The organism is Methyloversatilis universalis FAM5 (assembly GCF_000214035.2).
GTDB lineage: Bacteria > Pseudomonadota > Gammaproteobacteria > Burkholderiales > Rhodocyclaceae > Methyloversatilis > Methyloversatilis universalis.
Genome location: NZ_AFHG01000053.1, coordinates 38,409 through 54,479, shown reverse-complemented (window position 1 = coordinate 54,479; position 16,071 = coordinate 38,409). Strand labels below are relative to the sequence as shown.

Genomic DNA, 16,071 nt, shown 5'->3' with positions numbered 1-16,071 from the left:
ATACCGTGTCCGCATCCGCACAAGTCATGACCCCGTCCGAAATCGTGTCCGAACTGGACAAGCACATCGTCGGTCAGCAGCAGGCCAAGCGTTCGGTCGCGGTGGCGCTGCGCAACCGCTGGCGCCGCGCCCAGGTGGCCGAGCCGCTGCGCACCGAAATCACGCCCAAGAACATCCTGATGATCGGCCCGACCGGTGTCGGCAAGACCGAAATCGCGCGCCGGCTGGCGCGGCTGGCGAACGCGCCCTTCATCAAGGTGGAAGCGACCAAGTTCACCGAAGTGGGCTATGTCGGCCGCGACGTCGACACCATCATCCGCGATCTGGTCGAGATCGCGATCAAGGACCTGCGCGAGCGCGCGATGAAGGCGGTGCGCACCCGCGCCGAGGACGCGGCCGAAGACCGCATTCTCGACGTGCTGCTGCCGCCGGCCCGCCCGGTCGGTTTCGGCGCCGATGCGGCGGCGGCCGACGAGAGCGGTACGCGCCAGAAATTTCGCAAGAAGCTGCGCGAAGGCGAACTGGACGGCAAGGAAATCGACATCGAACTGGCGGTGGCGCCGGCGTCGATGGAAATCCTGACCCCGCCCGGCATGGAGGAGCTGACCGGCCAGCTGCAGTCGATGTTCCAGAACATGGGCACGCAGCGCCGACGCAGCCGCAAGATGACCATACGCGAGGCGATGCGCGCGCTGGCCGACGAAGAGGCGGCGCGCCTGGTCAACGAGGACGAGGTGAAGCAGCAGGCGCTGGCCGCGGTCGAGCAGCACGGCATCGTGTTCCTGGACGAGATCGACAAGGTGGCGTCGCGTTCGGACCACGGCGGCGCCGACGTGTCGCGTCAGGGCGTGCAGCGCGACCTGCTGCCGCTGGTCGAAGGCACCACGATCACCACCAAGTACGGCATGGTGAAGACCGACCACATCCTGTTCATCGCCAGCGGCGCCTTCCACCTGTCGCGGCCGAGCGACCTGATTCCGGAACTGCAGGGCCGCTTCCCGATCCGGGTGGAGCTGGAATCGCTGTCGGTGGACGATTTCGAGCGCATCCTGACCGCGACCGATGCCTGTCTGACCCGCCAGTACGCCGCGCTGCTGGCGACCGATGGCGTCACGCTGGAATTCGCGCCGGACGGCATACGCCGGCTGGCCGAAGTGGCGTGGTCGGTGAACGAGCGCACCGAGAACATCGGCGCGCGCCGGCTGCACACGGTGATGGAAAAGCTGCTGGAAGAAGTGTCCTTCGACGCCGGTCAGCACAGTCGCACCGTGACCATAGACGGCGCCTATGTTGACAGCCGTCTGGGCGAACTTTCCCGCAGCGAGGACCTCGCACGCTACGTGCTCTGAGCCTGTCCGCGCCGCGCAGCCCCCTTACGCAACGATAACGAGAACACGATGACGCCTCTTGTCCGTACGCGCCTGTACTTCCTGCTGTCCTATGTCTGTTTCGGCCTGGTGGCCTTCGCGCTGTGGCTGCAGCACGTCGAGCAGCTGGCGCCCTGCCCGCTGTGCATCCTGCAGCGCTACGCCTTCGTCGGCGCCGGCGTGTTCTTCCTGCTGAGCGGCCTTTTCGGCGGGCCGCTCGCGCGCAGCGGCCTGTGGGCGGCCGGGCTGGTGGCGGCGCTGGGTGCCGCGGTCGCCGGCCGGCACGTATATGTGCTCTACAACCCGTCGGTGAGCTGTGGTCTCGATCCGGTCGAGGACTTCGTCAACAGCCTGCCGCCGGCGCAGTGGCTGCCCCAGGCCTTCTTCGCTGACGGCACCTGCGGCGCCAAGCTCCCGCCCATCCTCGGTCTCGACATTCCGGAGTGGTCGCTGCTGTGGCTGGCGGTGCTGACCGTGGTGGCTGTGCTGCTTTCGTTGCGCCGCGCCTGAAAAGCCGGCGGAGACTGTTCCGCCTCGATGACACCCGCTCCCGCCAGCGCGCCCGGCCTGCACAAGCACCGGGTGCTGTAGCAGAATGCACCGTCCGCTCCCGTGCAGGGCGGACCCAGGCCGCATCAGACGGCCCGGAGATGTGTTCAGGACAGGTTCCGGCATGGCGCGCCACGGAGAGGACCGTGCGCACAGCGTCATGCCGTGCCCTCCGGACAGCCGTGCAGTCCGCTGCCCGACTGGCCTTCTGCCCGCCTCGCCCCCGCGGTGCATGAGGGCGTCCGCCCGGACGCCCTGACCTGAATGCCCTCAAATGCCGGCGCAATGACAAAACCTATTTCGAATACGCCCAAGGTCTGAGGAGATCATGAACAATTCCAAGAAGCCCGTGATCGTGGTGGTCGGCGGTGGCGCCGGCGGCCTCGAACTGGTTACCCAGCTGGGCGACCGCTATGGCGCCAAGGGGCTGGCCGACATCGTGCTGGTCGACGCCTCGCCCATCCACATCTGGAAGCCGCACCTTCACGAGGTGGCGGCAGGTCGCATGGACATGCACATGCACCGTCTTGAATACGTCGCGCAGGCGCGCTGGCACAGTTTCGAGTTCCAGCTCGGTCGCATGACCGCCATCGACCGCGCCCGCAAGACCCTGCACATCGAGGCGGTGGCCGACTTCGACGGTGAGCCCATGCTGCCGGAGCGCGAGCTGCATTACGACTACCTGGTGATCGCCGTCGGCAGCACGGTGAATACCTTCGGCATTCCGGGCGCGGAAGAGCACACGATGGCGCTGGACACCACGCACGACGCCGAGCGCTTCCGCCAAAAGCTGGTGGCCGCCTGCATGCGTGCGGACGCGCGTGCGGAGCGCGGCGAGCCGCACGAGGTGTCGATCGCCATCATCGGCGCCGGCGCCACCGGCGTCGAACTGTCGGCCGAACTGCGCCACACCAGCAAGGTGCTGCGCGCCTTCGGCGTGCACAGCATGGATCCGCGTCAGGACGTGCGCATCACGCTGATCGAGGCGGCGGACCGGGTGCTGCCTGCGCTGCCGGCGCGCATTTCGGCCTCGGCCGAAAAGCTGCTGCGCGACATGGGCATCGACGTGCGCACCTCGGTGCGGGTCAGCGAAGTGCGCCCGGACGGTCTGGCCACTCCGGGCGGCGAATTCGTGCGCGCCGACCTCATGGTGTGGGCGGCTGGCATCAAGGCGCCGAACATGCTGTCCGGCTTCGGCGGGCTGGAATCGAACCGCATCAACCAGCTGGTGGTGGACGACCATCTGGTCACCACGCACGATCCGGACATCTACGCCTTCGGCGACTGCGCGGCCTGTCAGTGGCTGGGCGGCGAAGGCACGATTCCGCCGCGCGCGCAGGCGGCCCACCAGCAGGCCAGCTATCTGGTGAAGATTTTCGCCATGCGGCTGGAAGGCAAGGGCGACCCGGGCCCCTTCCGCTACAAGGACTTCGGTTCGCTGGTGTCGCTGGGCAAGAGCGGCGCGACCGGCAATCTGATGGGCGGCGTGGTCGGCGGCAGCATGTTCATCGAAGGTCTGGTGGCGCGCATGATGTACCGCTCGCTCTACCAGATGCACCAGATCGCGCTGCACGGCTGGGTCAAGAGCTCGCTCGACGCGGTGGCCCGCTTCATCAAGCAGAGCACCGAGCCGCACGTGAAGCTGCACTAGCCTTTCTAGGGGCTAGGGGCTAGGGGCTAGGGGCTAGGGGCCAGGGGTTCAGGCCCCCTCGCCGCAGACGGCGCAGCCCGGGTCGCGCGGCAACGCGATGCTGCGCCACTCCATGCCGAGCGCGTCGAGCAGCAGCAGGCGGCCGGCCAGGGTGCGGCCGGTCTGCGCCAGGATCTTCAGTGCTTCGGCCGCCTGCACCGTGCCGATGATGCCGGTCAGCGGCGCGAATACGCCCATGACCGCGCAGCGCACCTCCTCCGATTCGCCGCCTTCCGGAAACAGGCAGTGATAGCAGGGCGCGTTCGGCTCGCGGCTGTCGAACACCGCCACCTGACCGTCGAAGCGGATGGCCGCACCCGACACCAGCGGCGTGCGGGTGGCCACGCATGCGCGGTTGATCGCGTGACGGGTGGCGAAGTTGTCGCTGCAGTCCAGCACCACGTCCGCCGCCGCCACCTGTTCCAGCAGAGCGTCGCCGGCCAGCCGCTGCTTCAGCGCAATCACTTCGGTACCCGGATTGATGTCATGCAGCGCATCGCGCGCCGAATCCACCTTGGCGCGGCCGACCGACTGCTCACGGTGCAGGATCTGCCGCTGCAGATTGGTCATGTCGACCTCGTCGTCGTCGACGATGACCAGCGTGCCGACGCCGGCCGCGGCGAGGTAGAGGGCGGACGGGCAGCCGAGGCCGCCGGCGCCGACGATGAGGGCGCGCGAACCGAGCAGGCGGTCCTGGCCTTCGATGCCTATCGGGTCGAGCAGGATGTGGCGGCTGTAGCGCAGCAGTTGCTGGTCGTTCATGAGGACTGTGGCCGCCTGCGGTGCGGGCGGCGAATATGGCGGTGGGGCGGCGCGCTCAGCGGTATTCGCGCAGTTCGCTCGGAGTGTCGTCGTGGTCGCCGTGCGGGTGGTGTTCCCAGGCCTGCACGTAGATTTCGTTCGATTTCTTGATCAGCCGCTCGGGCTGCCTGAGGTTGCGCAGCTGGGTGTCCTCGCAGAAGTAGAGCACGGCGCGAATGAGCCGCATGCCGATCGAGCGGTCGAGCTGGAAGCCCTCCCGGCGCAGTGCCCGCTCTATGCTGCGGAAGCTGTGGTCGGCCAGGCTGTATTCGATCGCGATCACGCGCTCGCGCTGGCCGGTCACCACGACGCGGTCAAGGCGCTTGATCAGCTCGAGTGCATCGTCGGCGCCGCGCGGACAGCGCCGGCACAGGCGCAGTTCGCGGTGCTTCATCAGCCCCGCCTGGGGGCCGTAACCGGGCTTGCGCGGCGCGCGGTGCTCGCGGCCGAAACGACGCTGGCTGGCATGTGCGACCATGGTTCAGCTCCTGCATCCGGTCCCGGCCGCCGGGCGGCCCGACCTCAGTTCTTCTGGATGATCTGCAGACCTTTCAGCAGGTTCAGCGCCTGCGTGAACTGGTAGTCAGAACCGGTGGCGAATTCGAACGGCGCTGCCGGCTTGGCATCTTCGTCATCGTCCCGCGCCGGCTTGACCTTGCCTGCCGCCGGTTTCGCCACCGATTCCTCCGGTTCCTTGTCGTTGCCGAGGTGGCGGTCCAGATCGGCTTCGCGCAGGCGTATGCCGCCGCCCGAGCCGTTGGCCGATTCTTCCACCACGATGTCCGGCACGATGCCCTTGGCCTGGATGGAGCGGCCGTTCGGCGTGTAGTAGCGCGCGGTGGTGAGCTTGATCGCGGTGTTGTTGGCCAGCGGCATGATGGTCTGCACCGAGCCCTTGCCGAAGGTCTGGGTACCCATGATGACCGCCCGCTTGTGATCCTGCAGCGCGCCGGCCACGATTTCCGACGCCGAGGCCGAGCCCGAATTCACCAGCACCACCATCGGCACGGTCTTGACGCCGGCCGGCAGCGTGGCCAGGAAGTCTTCGCGCGAACCGCGCAGATAGTCTTCCGGCGCGGCGATGAAGCGACGCTTGGCGTCCTCGGTGCGGCCGTCGGTGGACACCACCAGTGCCTTCGGCGGCAGGAAGGCGGCGGACACGCCGACCGCGCCGTGCAGCAGGCCACCCGGGTCGTTGCGCAGATCCAGCACCAGCCCCTTCAGTTCGCCGTCCTTGTACAGCCGGCCGATGTGCTTGGCGATGTCCTCGGCACTGGCTTCCTGGAACTGGGTCAGGCGCAGGTAGCCATAGCCCGGTTCGACCAGCTTGGACTTCACCGACTGCACCTTGATGATTTCGCGGGTCAGCGTGACTTCGAGCGGCTTGGTTTCACCCTTGCGCGCGATGGTCAGCCGGATGCTGGTGGCCGGCTTGCCGCGCATGCGCTTGACCGCGTCGCCCAGGGTCAGGCCCTTGGTCGAAGTGTCGTCCAGCTTGATGATGAGGTCGCCGGCCTTGATGCCGGCGCGGAAGGCGGGCGTGTCCTCGATCGGCGAAACGACCTTGACGAAGCCGTCTTCCATGCCGACCTCGATGCCGAGACCGCCGAATTCACCCTGGGTGCCGGCCTGCAGGTCCTTGAACGCGTCCTGGTCGAGATAGGCCGAGTGCGGGTCGAGCCCGGACAGCATGCCGCTGATCGCGTGCGTGATGAGCTTCTTGTCATCGACCGGCTCGACATAGCCGGATTTCACCGCGTTGAGCACGTCGGCGAACTGGCGAAGCTCCTCGACCGGCAGCGTGGAGCCCGGCGTCTTGTTCGCGTTGGCGGAGAAATTCAGGCTGAGCAGTACGCCGGCGCACAGTCCGATCAAGACCAGCCCGGTTTGCTGCAACTTCTTCTGCATCGATGCACTCCGCGAAAATGATGGCCCGGACCGGCTGAAACCTTTACTGCGCAACCCATTTGAGCGGGTCGAGCGCCTGTCCCTGATGCCTCAATTCAAAGTATAAACCCGATTCCGAAGCCCCACCGCTGGCGCCGACCGAAGCGATCACCTCGCCGGCGCGTACCGCGCTGCCGACGGTTTTCAGCACCGCTTCGTTGTTGCCATAGATGCTCAGATAGTGATCGCCGTGGTCGACGATGACCAGGTTGCCGAACCCGCGCAGCCAGTCAGCGAACACCACGGTACCGGCGGCGACCGCCTTCACGTCGCCGGACGCTGCGCGGATGAAGATGCCGCGCAGTGGTGTACCCCCATCGGCGCCTTGGGCACCGAAGCGGCGCGCAAGTTCTCCGGTGGCGGGCCAGGGCAGGCGCCCGCGCAGTTTCGTGAAGGCGACCCCGCCGTGATCCACCGGCACCGACTGCACCACGGGGCCGCTGGCTTCGCGTCCGCGCGGCGGGGTGGCGCTGACCGGGGTGTCCTCTCCGGCCGGTGTGGTGGGGCTGGCGGGCTGCGTGGCGGGGCGTGCCGGTGTGCGGACGCTGCGGCGTGACAGCGATTCGACCAGCCGGCCCAATCGCGCTTCGTCGCGCTTGAGCTGGGCCAATTCCTTGCGTTCGCTGCGCAGCTGGCCGGCGATGCGGTCCAGCACCCTGCGGCGCACGTCGTGCTCGGCCTGCAGTGTCCGGCGTTCGCGTTCCCGCCCCTCTTCCAGCGTGCGCAGCTCTTCCAGCTGTGCATCCTGGGCGGCCAGCAGTTCGCGCTGCCGCGCCAGCGTGGCGCGGTGCTCGTCCATCAGCCGCAGCTGGCTTTTCGACAGGCTGCGCAGATAGTGCAGATCGCGTGCGCTCTGGTTGGGGTCGGTGCCGGACAGCAGGTGACGCAGCGCGTCGGCTTCGCCGGCGCGCTGGTGGCCGCGCAGCAGGCGGGCCAGCTGCTCCTGCTGGGTGCGCAGCCGGCTTTCGCCGTCGGCGACCTCACGCCGGATGTCGGCCAGACGGGCTTCCACCGCCTTGCGGCGGTCGCTGATGTCGCGCAGCGCGCGCGCGGCGTCGGAAATCGCCTTCTCCGAGCTGCGCAGCTCGTCGCGGGCTTCGCGGTGGGCGCTTTCCGACTGGTTCAGTTCATCGCGCAGCGCCTCCATGCGCTGCTGCAGAGCGCGCAGCTGGTCCGGTCCGGGCTGGACTGCGCGCTCGGCAAGGGCGGCTCCGGGCAGCGCACACAGCAGCGCCCGGATCAGCCAGCCCTTCACTCCATCCACGGTGCGCGCTGTTCGGCCGATTGCGGCTCTTCGGTTTCCGGGATCGGCGGACGCTGGCGCTGCGGCACCGCACGGCTCTGGTTGGCCACCGCGTCAATGGCGGCGCGGATCGCTTCCTGGTCGCCGAGGTAGTAATGGCGGGTGGGCTTCAGGTTTTCGTCCAGCTCATACACCAGCGGCTGGGCGGTCGGAATGTTCAGGCCCAGGATGTCCTGTTCCGACACGTTGTCCAGATACTTGATCAGTGCGCGCAGGCTGTTGCCGTGAGCGACGATGAGCACGTTCTTGCCGGCCTTGATCTGCGGCGCGATCTCGGCGTCCCAGAACGGGATGACGCGGGCCACGGTGTCCTTCAGGCATTCGGTGCGCGGGAATTCCGCGTCCGGCACTTCGGCGTAACGCGGGTTCTTGCGGTCCAGGCGCGGATCGTCCTCTTCCAGCGCCGGCGGCGGGGTGTCGTAGGAACGGCGCCACACCAGCACCTGTTCCTCGCCGAACTTCTGCGCGGTCTGCGCCTTGTTCAGGCCCTGCAGCGCGCCGTAGTGGCGTTCGTTCAGACGCCAGGTCGGGCGGATCGGGATCCACATCAGATTCAGCTGTTCGAGCGCGACGTACAGCGTCTTGTTGGCGCGCTTGAGCACCGAGGTGAAGGCGACGTCGAAGCGGTAGCCTTCGCGGTTGAGCAGACGGCCGGCTTCGCGGGCCTCGATTTCACCTTTGTCGGTCAGACCGACGTCGGTCCAGCCGGTGAAGCGGTTTTCCTTGTTCCAGACGGATTCGCCGTGGCGCAGCAGAACGAGCTTGTACATATTTCGGGTGGGCTATGTGTGTGACGCGCGACGCCCCGGTGAGACGTGCTGCACTGCGGACTCGTGGTCTGCAGGTGGACGGACCGCGCTTGGGCTAAAATGCGCATTTTCCCAGAAAACGCAACGCGCGGCCCGGTAAAAATTGGCCCGGACATGACAGCTTGCAATCCGGCCGTTGCCGGATGAGCCGTTCCCGGTGATGATGCGGACCCCGTTACAGGAGGCCGTTTCCAGCCCCGGACTGCCCCGCCCACACTGCTCCAGCCTCTCCTTCCCATGGATTTCCTCACTCAGAACAACAACTACATCTGGGCCATCACCGCGCTTGGCAGCGGCATTGCCCTGATCGTGATGACGCTGCGCCAGAAAACCTCCGGCCCGCGCGTGTCGCCGGCCCAGGCCACCCAGCTGATCAACCGCGAGGACGCACAGGTGATCGACGTGCGCGAACAGGCCGAATGGGCCACCGGCCGCATCGCCGGTTCGCGTCACATCCCGTCCGGTCAGGTCGAGTCCAAGCTGGCCGATCTGGAGAAATTCAAGGAGCGCCCGCTCATCGTCGTCTGCGCCAGCGGCCATCGTTCGGCCAGCGCCTGTTCGACGCTGCGCAAGGCCGGTTTCGACAAGGTGTTCGCGCTCGATGGCGGCATCGGTGCCTGGGAACAGGCCGGGCTGCCGCTGACCAAGAAGTGATGCCATGGCCCATGTGCTGATGTACACCAGCGCCTACTGCCCGTACTGCGTGCGGGCCGAGCGGCTGCTTGCCGCCAAGGGCGTGACCGACATCGAAAAGGTGCGCGTCGACGAAGACCCGTCGCGCCGCGCTGAAATGATGGAGAAAACCGGCCGGCGTACCGTGCCGCAGATCTACATCGACGACTTCCATGTGGGCGGGTGCGACGAACTGCACGCGCTCGACCGCGAAGGCAAGCTGGATCCGCTGCTGCAGGGCTGACCCTGCGGCGTTCATCACCCACCGAGAATAGAGATATGGCCGACGAAGCAGTGCAACCCCAACAGCCCCAGGGCCCGGTGTTCTCGATCGAGAAGGTCTATGTGAAGGACCTGTCGATCGAAGTGCCGAATGCGCCGGAAATCTTCCTGACGCGCGACAACCCGAACGTGCAGATCCAGCTGCAGACCGAGGGCAAGGCGGTGCAGGACGGCGTGTACGACGTGACGCTGACCGTCACCGTGACCGCCAAGATCGCTGAAAAGACCATGTTCCTGGTCGAGGTGCGTCAGGCCGGCATCTTCCAGATCCGCAACGTGCCGCAGGAAGACCTGCAGCCCATCCTCGGCATCGCCTGCCCGAACATCCTGTTCCCGTACGCCCGCGAAAGCGTGTCGGACGCGGTGAACCGCGCCGGCTTCCCGCCGGTGGTGCTGGCTCCGGTGAACTTCGAAGCGCTGTACCAGCAGCGTGCCCAGGCCGACCAGGCCCAGAACGGCGCGCCCACGGTCCAGTGATGAAGCGTCTCGCGCTGGCGGCGCTCGCCGCCGTCGCCCTTGCACCCGCCGCCCTGGCGGCGGGGCTCGAATACCGCTCGCTTGCCGACGTGGCCGTGCTGTACGACGCGCCGTCGAAGCAGGCGCGCCAGCAGTACGTGATCGCGCGCCAGACGCCGGTCGAAGTCGTGCGCACCCAGGCCGGCTGGGTCAAGGTGCGCGAACCGGGCGGCATGCTGGCCTGGGTGGAGTCGTCCGCCCTGTCGCCGCAGCGCTCGGTCATCGTGACCGCGGAAAAGGCGCGCGTGCTCGCCCGGCCTGAAGACGCCGCGCCGCTGGTGTTCGAAGCCGAGCGCCGGGTGCTGCTGGAGCCGCTGCTCAACGAGCAGGCGCCGGCCGGCTGGGCGCGGGTGAAGCACCGCGACGGCCAGAGCGGCTATGTCCGCATCAGCCAGGTATGGGGGCTGTGACGCCCCTCCACGTCGCATGAAACTCTGCATACTCGGCGCCGGTGCCTGGGGCACCGCGCTCGCGGTCGCCTATGCGGCCGATCATGAGGTCAGGCTGTGGACCCGCGACGAGGGTCACGCCGCAGAGATGCGGGCGAGCGGCTGCAACGAGCGTCTGCTGCCGGGCATCGCGCTGCCCGCGTCCGTTTCCATCCACGAAGACCTGTCCGCCGCGCTGGCCGGCTGCGAACTGGCGCTGATCGCCACGCCGATCGCCGGCCTGCGCGCATCGCTGGCCGCCCTCGCGCAGTCGTCGGTGCCGGCGGTGCTGTGGGCGTGCAAGGGCTTCGAACAGGGCAGTGGCCTGCTGCCGCACGCGGTGGCGCGCGAACTGCTGCCGGTGGGTGTCGCCCGCGGCGCCTTCAGCGGCCCCAGTTTCGCGATCGAGGTGGCGCGCGGCCAGCCGACCGCAATCACCGTCGCCAGCGATGACCTCGCTTTCGCGCAGTCAGTGGTGAGCACGCTGCACAGCCCGCGGCTGCGGCTGTACGCCAACGATGATCTGCCCGGCGTCGAGGTCGGCGGCGCCGTGAAGAACGTGATGGCGATCGCCACCGGCGTGTGCGACGGCCTGGGTTTCGGCATGAACGCCCGTGCCGCGCTGATCACCCGCGGCCTCGCCGAAATCGCCCGCCTCGGCGTGGCCCTCGGCGGGCGCACCGCGACCTTCATGGGTCTGGCCGGCATGGGCGACCTCATCCTGACCTGTACCGGCGACCTGTCGCGCAACCGGCGAGTCGGCCTGCTGCTGGCCGAAGGCCGTACGCTGGACGAAGTGCTGGCCACGCTGGGCCATGTCGCCGAAGGCGTGCCCACTGCGCGCGAAGCCGCCGCGCTGGCCACCCGGCTGGGCGTCGATATGCCGATCACGCAGGCGGTGGCGGCGGTGCTCGACGGCCGTCTGGCTGCCGCGCAGGCGGTCGAGCAGCTGCTGGCGCGCGACCCCAAGGTCGAAACCGCCGGCTGAGGCCGGCCCCCTTCAACCGGGCTGGAAAGCCCCGTCGAATCCGTGCTGTCGCCAGGCCTCGTAGGCCACGATGGCGACCGAATTGCTCAGGTTGAGGCTGCGGCTGTCCGGGCGCATCGGAATGCGCAGACGCTGCGCTTCCGGCACCGTGTCCAGCAGTGCCTGCGGCAGTCCGGCGGTTTCCTGTCCGAACAGGAAAATGTCGCCGGCGCGGTACTGCGGCTGCGTGTGCGGCGTACGGCCGCGGGTGCTCAGCGCGTACAGCCGGCCGTCGTCCGGCTGCAGGGCCAGCGCGTCCGCCAGCGCCGCCCAGTTCTCGTGCACCGTCATATTCACCAGATCGCGGTAGTCCATGCCGGCGCGCTTCAGATGCCTGTCGCTGATGTCGAAGCCGAGCGGCTTCACCAGATGCAGACTGAAGCCGCCATTGGCGCACAGGCGCATCACGTTGCCGGTGTTGGGCGGGATTTCCGGCTGGTACAGGACGATGTGGAACATGGGTCGTGCGGAATCGATCGGAGGCCGGATTGTGCCGCGATCGGCGGCGCGCAACCACGTGCCCGCATTCAGCGCCCGCGCAGCTTCGGCGTGCGCGCCAGCACCAGCGCGGTCACCGTGAGTGCGCCGCCGGCCTTCAGCACCCGGGCCAGTTCGTGCAGGCTGGCACCGGTGGTGAGCACGTCGTCCACCACCGCCACGTGCAGGCCGCGCACCTCGGCGTCACGGCGCAGCGCGAATGCGCCGCGCACATTGCGTCGCCGCTGCGACCAGGCCAGTTCGCGCTGCGGCGGCGTGTCATGCAGCCGCTCCAGCGCGAAGGCGTCGAAGGCCAGTCCGGTGCGCCGGGCCAGCGCACGCGCGATCTCCACCGACGGATTGAAGCCGCGTTCGGCCAGCCGGCGCGGGTGCAGCGGCATCGCCAGCAGACGGTCGACCGGCGGCAGATCGAGCGCCGCGAGCGCGTCGGCGAAGAAGCGGGCCAGCGGCAGCCGGGCGTGGAATTTCAGCGCGTGGATCAGGTGGTCGGCCGGCGCCGCGTAGCACCACAGCGCCAGCGTGGCATCGAAGGCGGGCGGGTGCTTGAGGCAGCGGCCGCACACCCGCGCGGTCGCCACCGGCAGTGCGCACACCGGGCAATGGGCGGCGGGCAGGGCCGGCAGATCGGCGCGGCAGCCCCCGCACAGCGGACTGTCGCCGGCGCGCAGACCGCACAGCACGCAGTCCTGCGGCAGCAGCGCGTCCAGCAGGCGGGCGACGCGCCGGGCCGGCGTGCTGATCATCACGCGCTGCAACATGAAGCCCCGGTTTTCGACGAAAATGGCGGCTTCGCCGTTCCGGCGCATTCGCGTGCGCCTCTTCCGTACCCATGCACACCCAGGTCATTCATCTGCCGCCGTCCTCCCGTTCGCAGCCCGCCCAGCGCTGGACCGTCGAACAGGTCGAGGCGCTGTTCGCGCTGCCGTTCAACGATCTGCTGTTCCGCGCCCAGACGGTACATCGCGAGAACTTCGATGCCAATGCCATTCAGCGTTCGACGCTGCTGTCGATCAAGACCGGCGGCTGTCCGGAGGACTGCGGCTACTGCCCGCAGTCGGTGCGCCACGACACCGGCGTGACCAGCCAGGAACTGCTGCCGGTCGACGAAGTGCTGGCCGCCGCCCGCGCCGCGAAGGACGCCGGTGCCACCCGCTTCTGCATGGGGGCCGCCTGGCGCGGCCCGAAGGACCGCGACCTCGACAAGGTGACCGAAATGATCGCGGCGGTGAAAGGCCTCGGTCTGCAGACCTGCGCCACGCTGGGTCTGCTGCGCGAGGGTCAGGCCGAAAAGCTGAAGGACGCCGGCCTCGACTACTACAACCACAACATCGACACCGCGCCCGAGTACTACGGCGAGGTGATCGGCACCCGCACCCAGGGTGACCGCTTCGACACGCTGGAAGCGGTGCGCGAAGCGGGCATGAACGTGTGCTGCGGCGGCATCGTCGGCATGGGTGAAACCCGCCGTGCGCGCGCCGGCCTGATCGCCACGCTGGCATCGATGGATACGCCGCCGGAATCGGTGCCGATCAACAATCTGGTCAAGGTCGAAGGCACGCCGCTGGCCGACGCGCCGGATCTCGATCCGTTCGAGTTCGTGCGCACCATCGCTGCCGCCCGCATCACGATGCCGAAAAGCTATGTGCGCCTCTCCGCCGGCCGCGAGCTGATGAGCGACGAAATGCAGGCGATGTGCTTCCTCGCTGGCGCCAACTCCATTTTCTACGGCGACAAGCTGCTCACCACCGGCAACCCGCAGGCGGAGAACGATCGCCGCCTGTTCGAGCGCCTGGGACTGAAATCGGTCTGAACCCGGCTTGGCCACGCCCACCGTTCCTCCGGACTACGCACTCGATGCCCGTGCCGTCGCGCACGGCTTCGAGATCGCGCCGGCGCGCTTCGACAGCGCTGCGGTCCTGCACCGCGAGGTGGCCCGCCGGATGGCAGAGCGGCTCGATCTGGTCACGCTGAAGCCGGCGCGACTGCTCGATCTGGGTTGTGGCAGCGGCGCCGACCTGCAGCCGCTGCGCGCGCGCTACCCGGACGCGCTGATGCTGGGGCTGGACCGTTCGGCCGCGCTGCTGGCGCATGCGGCGAGCCGCACGCCGCGCTGGCGGCGCTGGCTGCCCGGCGTGCTCGGCGGCAGCCAGACCGCCGTCGTGCGCGCCGACATCGCCGCGCTGCCGGTCGCACCGCGCAGTCAGGACATGGTGTGGTCCAACATGGCGCTGCACTGGCTGCCCGACCTGCCGGCCGCGCTGCGCGAAATTCAGCGCACGCTGAAGGTGGGCGGCCTGTTCATGTTTTCCATGCTGGGGCCGGACACGCTGCGCGAACTGCGCGCCGCGCTCGACGAAGCCGGCCTGCCCGGCCGTGCCCACCGCTTCATCGACATGCACGATGTCGGCGACATGCTGGTCGAAGCCGGTTTTGCCGAGCCGGTGATGGACATGGAACACATCACCCTCACCTTCCCGTCGCCCGAGGGGCTGTACCGCGACCTGGCCGACACCGGCAGCCTGGCCGCGCTGGCCGGGCGTCCGCGCGGGCTGCTCACGCCGCGTGCCCGTGCGCGGCTGGACGCGGCGCTGATGCGCCGGGCGGAGGACGGCCGCCTGCCGGCGACGATGGAAATCATCTACGGCCACGCCTGGCGCGGCGAGCCGAAACAGACTGAGGACGGTCGCGCCATCATCAAGTTCGAACGCGGCGGCCGGCGATGAACGAAAAGACCGCGGCCCGTCTCAGTCGCAAGCCGCGCGCGCTGAAGCCGCGCAATCCGCTGGCCACCGCGGCGCTGATGCGCAAGGGTGGCGAACACGCGCGCACCGACAAGAAAGCCGGCCGCGCCCGCCAGAAGGCGGCCTGGCTGAAGTCGCGCGACGAGTGAGCGCGAGCGCCGGCAGCGCCTCGGCCACGGTGCGGCTCACGCTGCTCATGTGCAGCGCCGAGGTGCTGGGCATGACCAGCCTCGCGGCCTTTCCGTCCTTCCTGACCGAACTGTCGGCGCTGTGGTCGCTCAGCGGCGCCGAAGCCGGTTTCATCGGCGGCGCCTTCTTCTTCGGCTACATGGTGGCGGTGCCCTTCCTGTCCGGCGCCACCGACCGGGTCGACGCCCGCGTGGTGTTCGTGCTGTCCAATCTGCTGATGGCGCTGGGCATGGCCGGCTTCGCCTTTGCCGCGTCCGGGCTCTGGTCCGGCGCCCTGTTCCAGGCGGTCAGCGGGGCCGGACTGGCCGGCTGCTACATGCCCGGCCTGCGCGTGCTGGCCGACCGGGTACCGCACGACGCCGGCACCCGCCACATCGCCTTCTACACCTCCAGCTTCGGCATCGGCACCAGCGCCGCCCTGCTGGTCGCCGGCGCGCTCGGCCGCGCGTTCGGCTGGCAGCACGCCGTCGCCCTGATGGCACTGGGGCCGCTGATGGCCGCGGCGCTGGTGTGGTGGCGCATCGGCGAGGTGAAACCGCCGGCGGCGCACGAGGCGCGCTGGCTGCCGCGCTTCGGCCCGGTGCTGGCGCATCCGCGGGTGCGCACGCTGGTCAGCGGCTACGCAGTGCATTGCTGGGAGCTGTTCGGCCTGCGCTCCTGGCTGGTCGCCTTCATCGCCTTCGGCTGGACACTGTCGGCCTCCACGCCCGGACTGACGCCGACCGAGGCGGCGGCGCTGGTCATGCTGCTGGGCCAGCCGGCCAGCATCCTCGGCAATGAGATGGCCGGCAAGGTCGGCCGCAGCCGCTGGATCGTGCGCGTCATGTTCGCGTCCGGGCTGATGTGCTGGCTTGCCGGCGCGGCGGTCGGCGCGCCCTGGTGGCTGCTGCTCGCACTGCTGTCGCTGTACAACGTGACGGTCATGGCCGATTCGGCCTCGCTGACCGCGGGTCTCGTACACTCTGCGCCGCCGGCCCAGCGGGGGGCCGCGATGGCGCTGTATTCGCTGGGCGGCTTCGGCGCCGGCTTTGTCGCACCGCTGGTTTTCGGCGCCGCACTCGATCTGTCGGGGGGCACGAACACCCCTCTGGCGTGGACCGTCGCTTTCGGCACGCTGGGCACCGGCTGCCTGATTTGGGCGCTGTTCGCGCGCGGCGAAAGGTAGTCCGTTCGGACCATCAAGCCGGGGAAAACCGGCCCACGTGCGGTCATGTTCGCCGCCTAGTCTCGCGCTCCGCATCTGCCGGCTTTC

Annotated in this window: 19 protein-coding genes; 12 read left to right on the top strand and 7 right to left on the bottom strand. The window is 68.7% G+C overall.

The window, feature by feature from the left end; all coding sequences use genetic code 11:
* Positions 1 to 26 precede the first annotated feature (26 nt).
* From hslU to METUNV1_RS14295, 3 genes are all read left to right on the top strand, one after another.
* Positions 27 to 1,349, top strand: coding sequence for an ATP-dependent protease ATPase subunit HslU (gene hslU, locus METUNV1_RS14305; protein WP_008062999.1), 1,323 nt, complete (start codon positions 27 to 29; stop codon positions 1,347 to 1,349).
* A gap of 48 nt (positions 1,350 to 1,397) precedes the next feature.
* A complete protein-coding gene (locus METUNV1_RS14300; protein ID WP_008062998.1) occupies positions 1,398 to 1,877 on the top strand; it encodes a disulfide bond formation protein B in 480 nt (159 codons plus the stop codon).
* A gap of 367 nt (positions 1,878 to 2,244) precedes the next feature.
* A complete protein-coding gene (locus METUNV1_RS14295; RefSeq protein ID WP_008062997.1) occupies positions 2,245 to 3,567 on the top strand; it encodes an NAD(P)/FAD-dependent oxidoreductase in 1,323 nt (440 codons plus the stop codon).
* Positions 3,568 to 3,615: 48 nt separating this feature from the next.
* Here the strand turns inward: METUNV1_RS14295 and METUNV1_RS14290 are convergent, their stop codons facing one another.
* The 5 genes from METUNV1_RS14290 to gpmA are packed head-to-tail and all read right to left on the bottom strand — an operon-like array spanning position 3,616 to position 8,427.
* On the bottom strand, positions 3,616 to 4,368 hold the full coding sequence (locus METUNV1_RS14290) for a HesA/MoeB/ThiF family protein (RefSeq protein ID WP_008062996.1): 753 nt from the start codon (positions 4,366 to 4,368) through the stop codon (positions 3,616 to 3,618).
* 55 nt (positions 4,369 to 4,423) lie between these two features.
* Positions 4,424 to 4,885: a hypothetical protein gene (locus METUNV1_RS14285; RefSeq protein WP_008062995.1), complete on the bottom strand. Its 462-nt coding sequence runs from the start codon at positions 4,883 to 4,885 to the stop codon at positions 4,424 to 4,426.
* Positions 4,886 to 4,929: 44 nt separating this feature from the next.
* Positions 4,930 to 6,315, bottom strand: a complete 1,386-nt coding sequence (locus tag METUNV1_RS14280; RefSeq protein ID WP_008062994.1) for a S41 family peptidase — start codon at positions 6,313 to 6,315, stop codon at positions 4,930 to 4,932.
* A 43-nt stretch (positions 6,316 to 6,358) separates the two neighbouring features.
* Positions 6,359 to 7,618: a murein hydrolase activator EnvC family protein gene (locus tag METUNV1_RS14275; RefSeq protein WP_232416317.1), complete on the bottom strand. Its 1,260-nt coding sequence runs from the start codon at positions 7,616 to 7,618 to the stop codon at positions 6,359 to 6,361.
* Complete coding sequence (gpmA, locus tag METUNV1_RS14270) at positions 7,606 to 8,427, bottom strand: 2,3-diphosphoglycerate-dependent phosphoglycerate mutase (RefSeq protein WP_008062992.1); 822 nt, start codon at positions 8,425 to 8,427, stop codon at positions 7,606 to 7,608. The genes METUNV1_RS14275 and gpmA overlap by 13 nt, the downstream gene beginning before the upstream one ends.
* 276 nt (positions 8,428 to 8,703) lie before the next feature.
* Between gpmA and METUNV1_RS14265 the strand changes: the two genes are divergently transcribed.
* From METUNV1_RS14265 to METUNV1_RS14245, 5 genes are read left to right on the top strand one after another with little or no spacing between them, the layout of a single operon-like run.
* Complete coding sequence (locus METUNV1_RS14265) at positions 8,704 to 9,120, top strand: rhodanese-like domain-containing protein (RefSeq protein ID WP_008062990.1); 417 nt, start codon at positions 8,704 to 8,706, stop codon at positions 9,118 to 9,120.
* A gap of 4 nt (positions 9,121 to 9,124) precedes the next feature.
* Positions 9,125 to 9,382 (top strand): glutaredoxin 3, encoded by a 258-nt coding sequence (gene grxC / locus METUNV1_RS14260; RefSeq protein ID WP_008062987.1) that lies wholly within the window; start codon positions 9,125 to 9,127, stop codon positions 9,380 to 9,382.
* Positions 9,383 to 9,417: 35 nt separating this feature from the next.
* Positions 9,418 to 9,897: a protein-export chaperone SecB gene (secB, locus tag METUNV1_RS14255; RefSeq protein ID WP_008062986.1), complete on the top strand. Its 480-nt coding sequence runs from the start codon at positions 9,418 to 9,420 to the stop codon at positions 9,895 to 9,897.
* Complete coding sequence (locus tag METUNV1_RS14250; RefSeq protein WP_008062984.1) at positions 9,897 to 10,346, top strand: SH3 domain-containing protein; 450 nt, start codon at positions 9,897 to 9,899, stop codon at positions 10,344 to 10,346. Before secB ends, METUNV1_RS14250 begins: the two co-directional genes overlap by 1 nt.
* Positions 10,347 to 10,362: 16 nt before the next feature.
* Positions 10,363 to 11,352: an NAD(P)H-dependent glycerol-3-phosphate dehydrogenase gene (locus METUNV1_RS14245; RefSeq protein WP_008062981.1), complete on the top strand. Its 990-nt coding sequence runs from the start codon at positions 10,363 to 10,365 to the stop codon at positions 11,350 to 11,352.
* A 12-nt stretch (positions 11,353 to 11,364) separates the two neighbouring features.
* On the opposite strand, the gene METUNV1_RS14240 is transcribed toward METUNV1_RS14245, so the two are convergent.
* Both METUNV1_RS14240 and METUNV1_RS14235 read right to left on the bottom strand, forming a co-directional pair.
* Positions 11,365 to 11,850: a tRNA (cytidine(34)-2'-O)-methyltransferase gene (locus METUNV1_RS14240; RefSeq protein WP_008062979.1), complete on the bottom strand. Its 486-nt coding sequence runs from the start codon at positions 11,848 to 11,850 to the stop codon at positions 11,365 to 11,367.
* A 68-nt stretch (positions 11,851 to 11,918) separates the two neighbouring features.
* Positions 11,919 to 12,695 (bottom strand): ComF family protein, encoded by a 777-nt coding sequence (locus METUNV1_RS14235; protein WP_008062977.1) that lies wholly within the window; start codon positions 12,693 to 12,695, stop codon positions 11,919 to 11,921.
* A gap of 23 nt (positions 12,696 to 12,718) precedes the next feature.
* Here METUNV1_RS14235 and bioB point away from each other — a divergent pair, with 23 nt between their 5' ends.
* Genes bioB through METUNV1_RS14215 form a run of 4 tightly spaced genes read left to right on the top strand, consistent with a single transcriptional unit; the run spans position 12,719 to position 15,984 of the window.
* Entirely contained in the window at positions 12,719 to 13,699 is a 981-nt protein-coding gene (bioB, locus tag METUNV1_RS14230; RefSeq protein ID WP_008062975.1) for a biotin synthase BioB, read from the top strand.
* Between the two features lie 7 nt (positions 13,700 to 13,706).
* The gene (locus METUNV1_RS14225) at positions 13,707 to 14,612 is read left to right on the top strand and encodes a methyltransferase domain-containing protein (RefSeq protein ID WP_008062973.1); all 906 of its coding nucleotides are present in this window, start codon (positions 13,707 to 13,709) and stop codon (positions 14,610 to 14,612) included.
* Positions 14,609 to 14,779 (top strand): hypothetical protein, encoded by a 171-nt coding sequence (locus METUNV1_RS14220; protein WP_008062972.1) that lies wholly within the window; start codon positions 14,609 to 14,611, stop codon positions 14,777 to 14,779. The genes METUNV1_RS14225 and METUNV1_RS14220 overlap by 4 nt, the downstream gene beginning before the upstream one ends.
* Positions 14,776 to 15,984: an MFS transporter gene (locus METUNV1_RS14215; RefSeq protein ID WP_008062970.1), complete on the top strand. Its 1,209-nt coding sequence runs from the start codon at positions 14,776 to 14,778 to the stop codon at positions 15,982 to 15,984. The genes METUNV1_RS14220 and METUNV1_RS14215 overlap by 4 nt, the downstream gene beginning before the upstream one ends.
* The last annotated feature ends 87 nt before the right edge of the window (positions 15,985 to 16,071 follow it).

What these genes read in the sequence shown, in the direction of transcription:
- grxC (WP_008062987.1), top strand. Translation starts at nt 9,125, where the DNA reads ATGGCCCATGTGCTGATGTACACCAGCGCCTACTGCCCGTACTGCGTG.
- METUNV1_RS14235 (WP_008062977.1), bottom strand. Translation starts at nt 12,695, where the DNA reads ATGCGCCGGAACGGCGAAGCCGCCATTTTCGTCGAAAACCGGGGCTTC.
- METUNV1_RS14285 (WP_008062995.1), bottom strand. Translation starts at nt 4,885, where the DNA reads ATGGTCGCACATGCCAGCCAGCGTCGTTTCGGCCGCGAGCACCGCGCG.
- METUNV1_RS14265 (WP_008062990.1), top strand. Translation starts at nt 8,704, where the DNA reads ATGGATTTCCTCACTCAGAACAACAACTACATCTGGGCCATCACCGCG.
- METUNV1_RS14250 (WP_008062984.1), top strand. Translation starts at nt 9,897, where the DNA reads ATGAAGCGTCTCGCGCTGGCGGCGCTCGCCGCCGTCGCCCTTGCACCC.
- METUNV1_RS14240 (WP_008062979.1), bottom strand. Translation starts at nt 11,850, where the DNA reads ATGTTCCACATCGTCCTGTACCAGCCGGAAATCCCGCCCAACACCGGC.
- METUNV1_RS14290 (WP_008062996.1), bottom strand. Translation starts at nt 4,368, where the DNA reads ATGAACGACCAGCAACTGCTGCGCTACAGCCGCCACATCCTGCTCGAC.
- METUNV1_RS14295 (WP_008062997.1), top strand. Translation starts at nt 2,245, where the DNA reads ATGAACAATTCCAAGAAGCCCGTGATCGTGGTGGTCGGCGGTGGCGCC.
- secB (WP_008062986.1), top strand. Translation starts at nt 9,418, where the DNA reads ATGGCCGACGAAGCAGTGCAACCCCAACAGCCCCAGGGCCCGGTGTTC.
- METUNV1_RS14280 (WP_008062994.1), bottom strand. Translation starts at nt 6,315, where the DNA reads ATGCAGAAGAAGTTGCAGCAAACCGGGCTGGTCTTGATCGGACTGTGC.
- gpmA (WP_008062992.1), bottom strand. Translation starts at nt 8,427, where the DNA reads ATGTACAAGCTCGTTCTGCTGCGCCACGGCGAATCCGTCTGGAACAAG.
- bioB (WP_008062975.1), top strand. Translation starts at nt 12,719, where the DNA reads ATGCACACCCAGGTCATTCATCTGCCGCCGTCCTCCCGTTCGCAGCCC.
- hslU (WP_008062999.1), top strand. Translation starts at nt 27, where the DNA reads ATGACCCCGTCCGAAATCGTGTCCGAACTGGACAAGCACATCGTCGGT.
- METUNV1_RS14220 (WP_008062972.1), top strand. Translation starts at nt 14,609, where the DNA reads ATGAACGAAAAGACCGCGGCCCGTCTCAGTCGCAAGCCGCGCGCGCTG.
- METUNV1_RS14245 (WP_008062981.1), top strand. Translation starts at nt 10,363, where the DNA reads ATGAAACTCTGCATACTCGGCGCCGGTGCCTGGGGCACCGCGCTCGCG.
- METUNV1_RS14300 (WP_008062998.1), top strand. Translation starts at nt 1,398, where the DNA reads ATGACGCCTCTTGTCCGTACGCGCCTGTACTTCCTGCTGTCCTATGTC.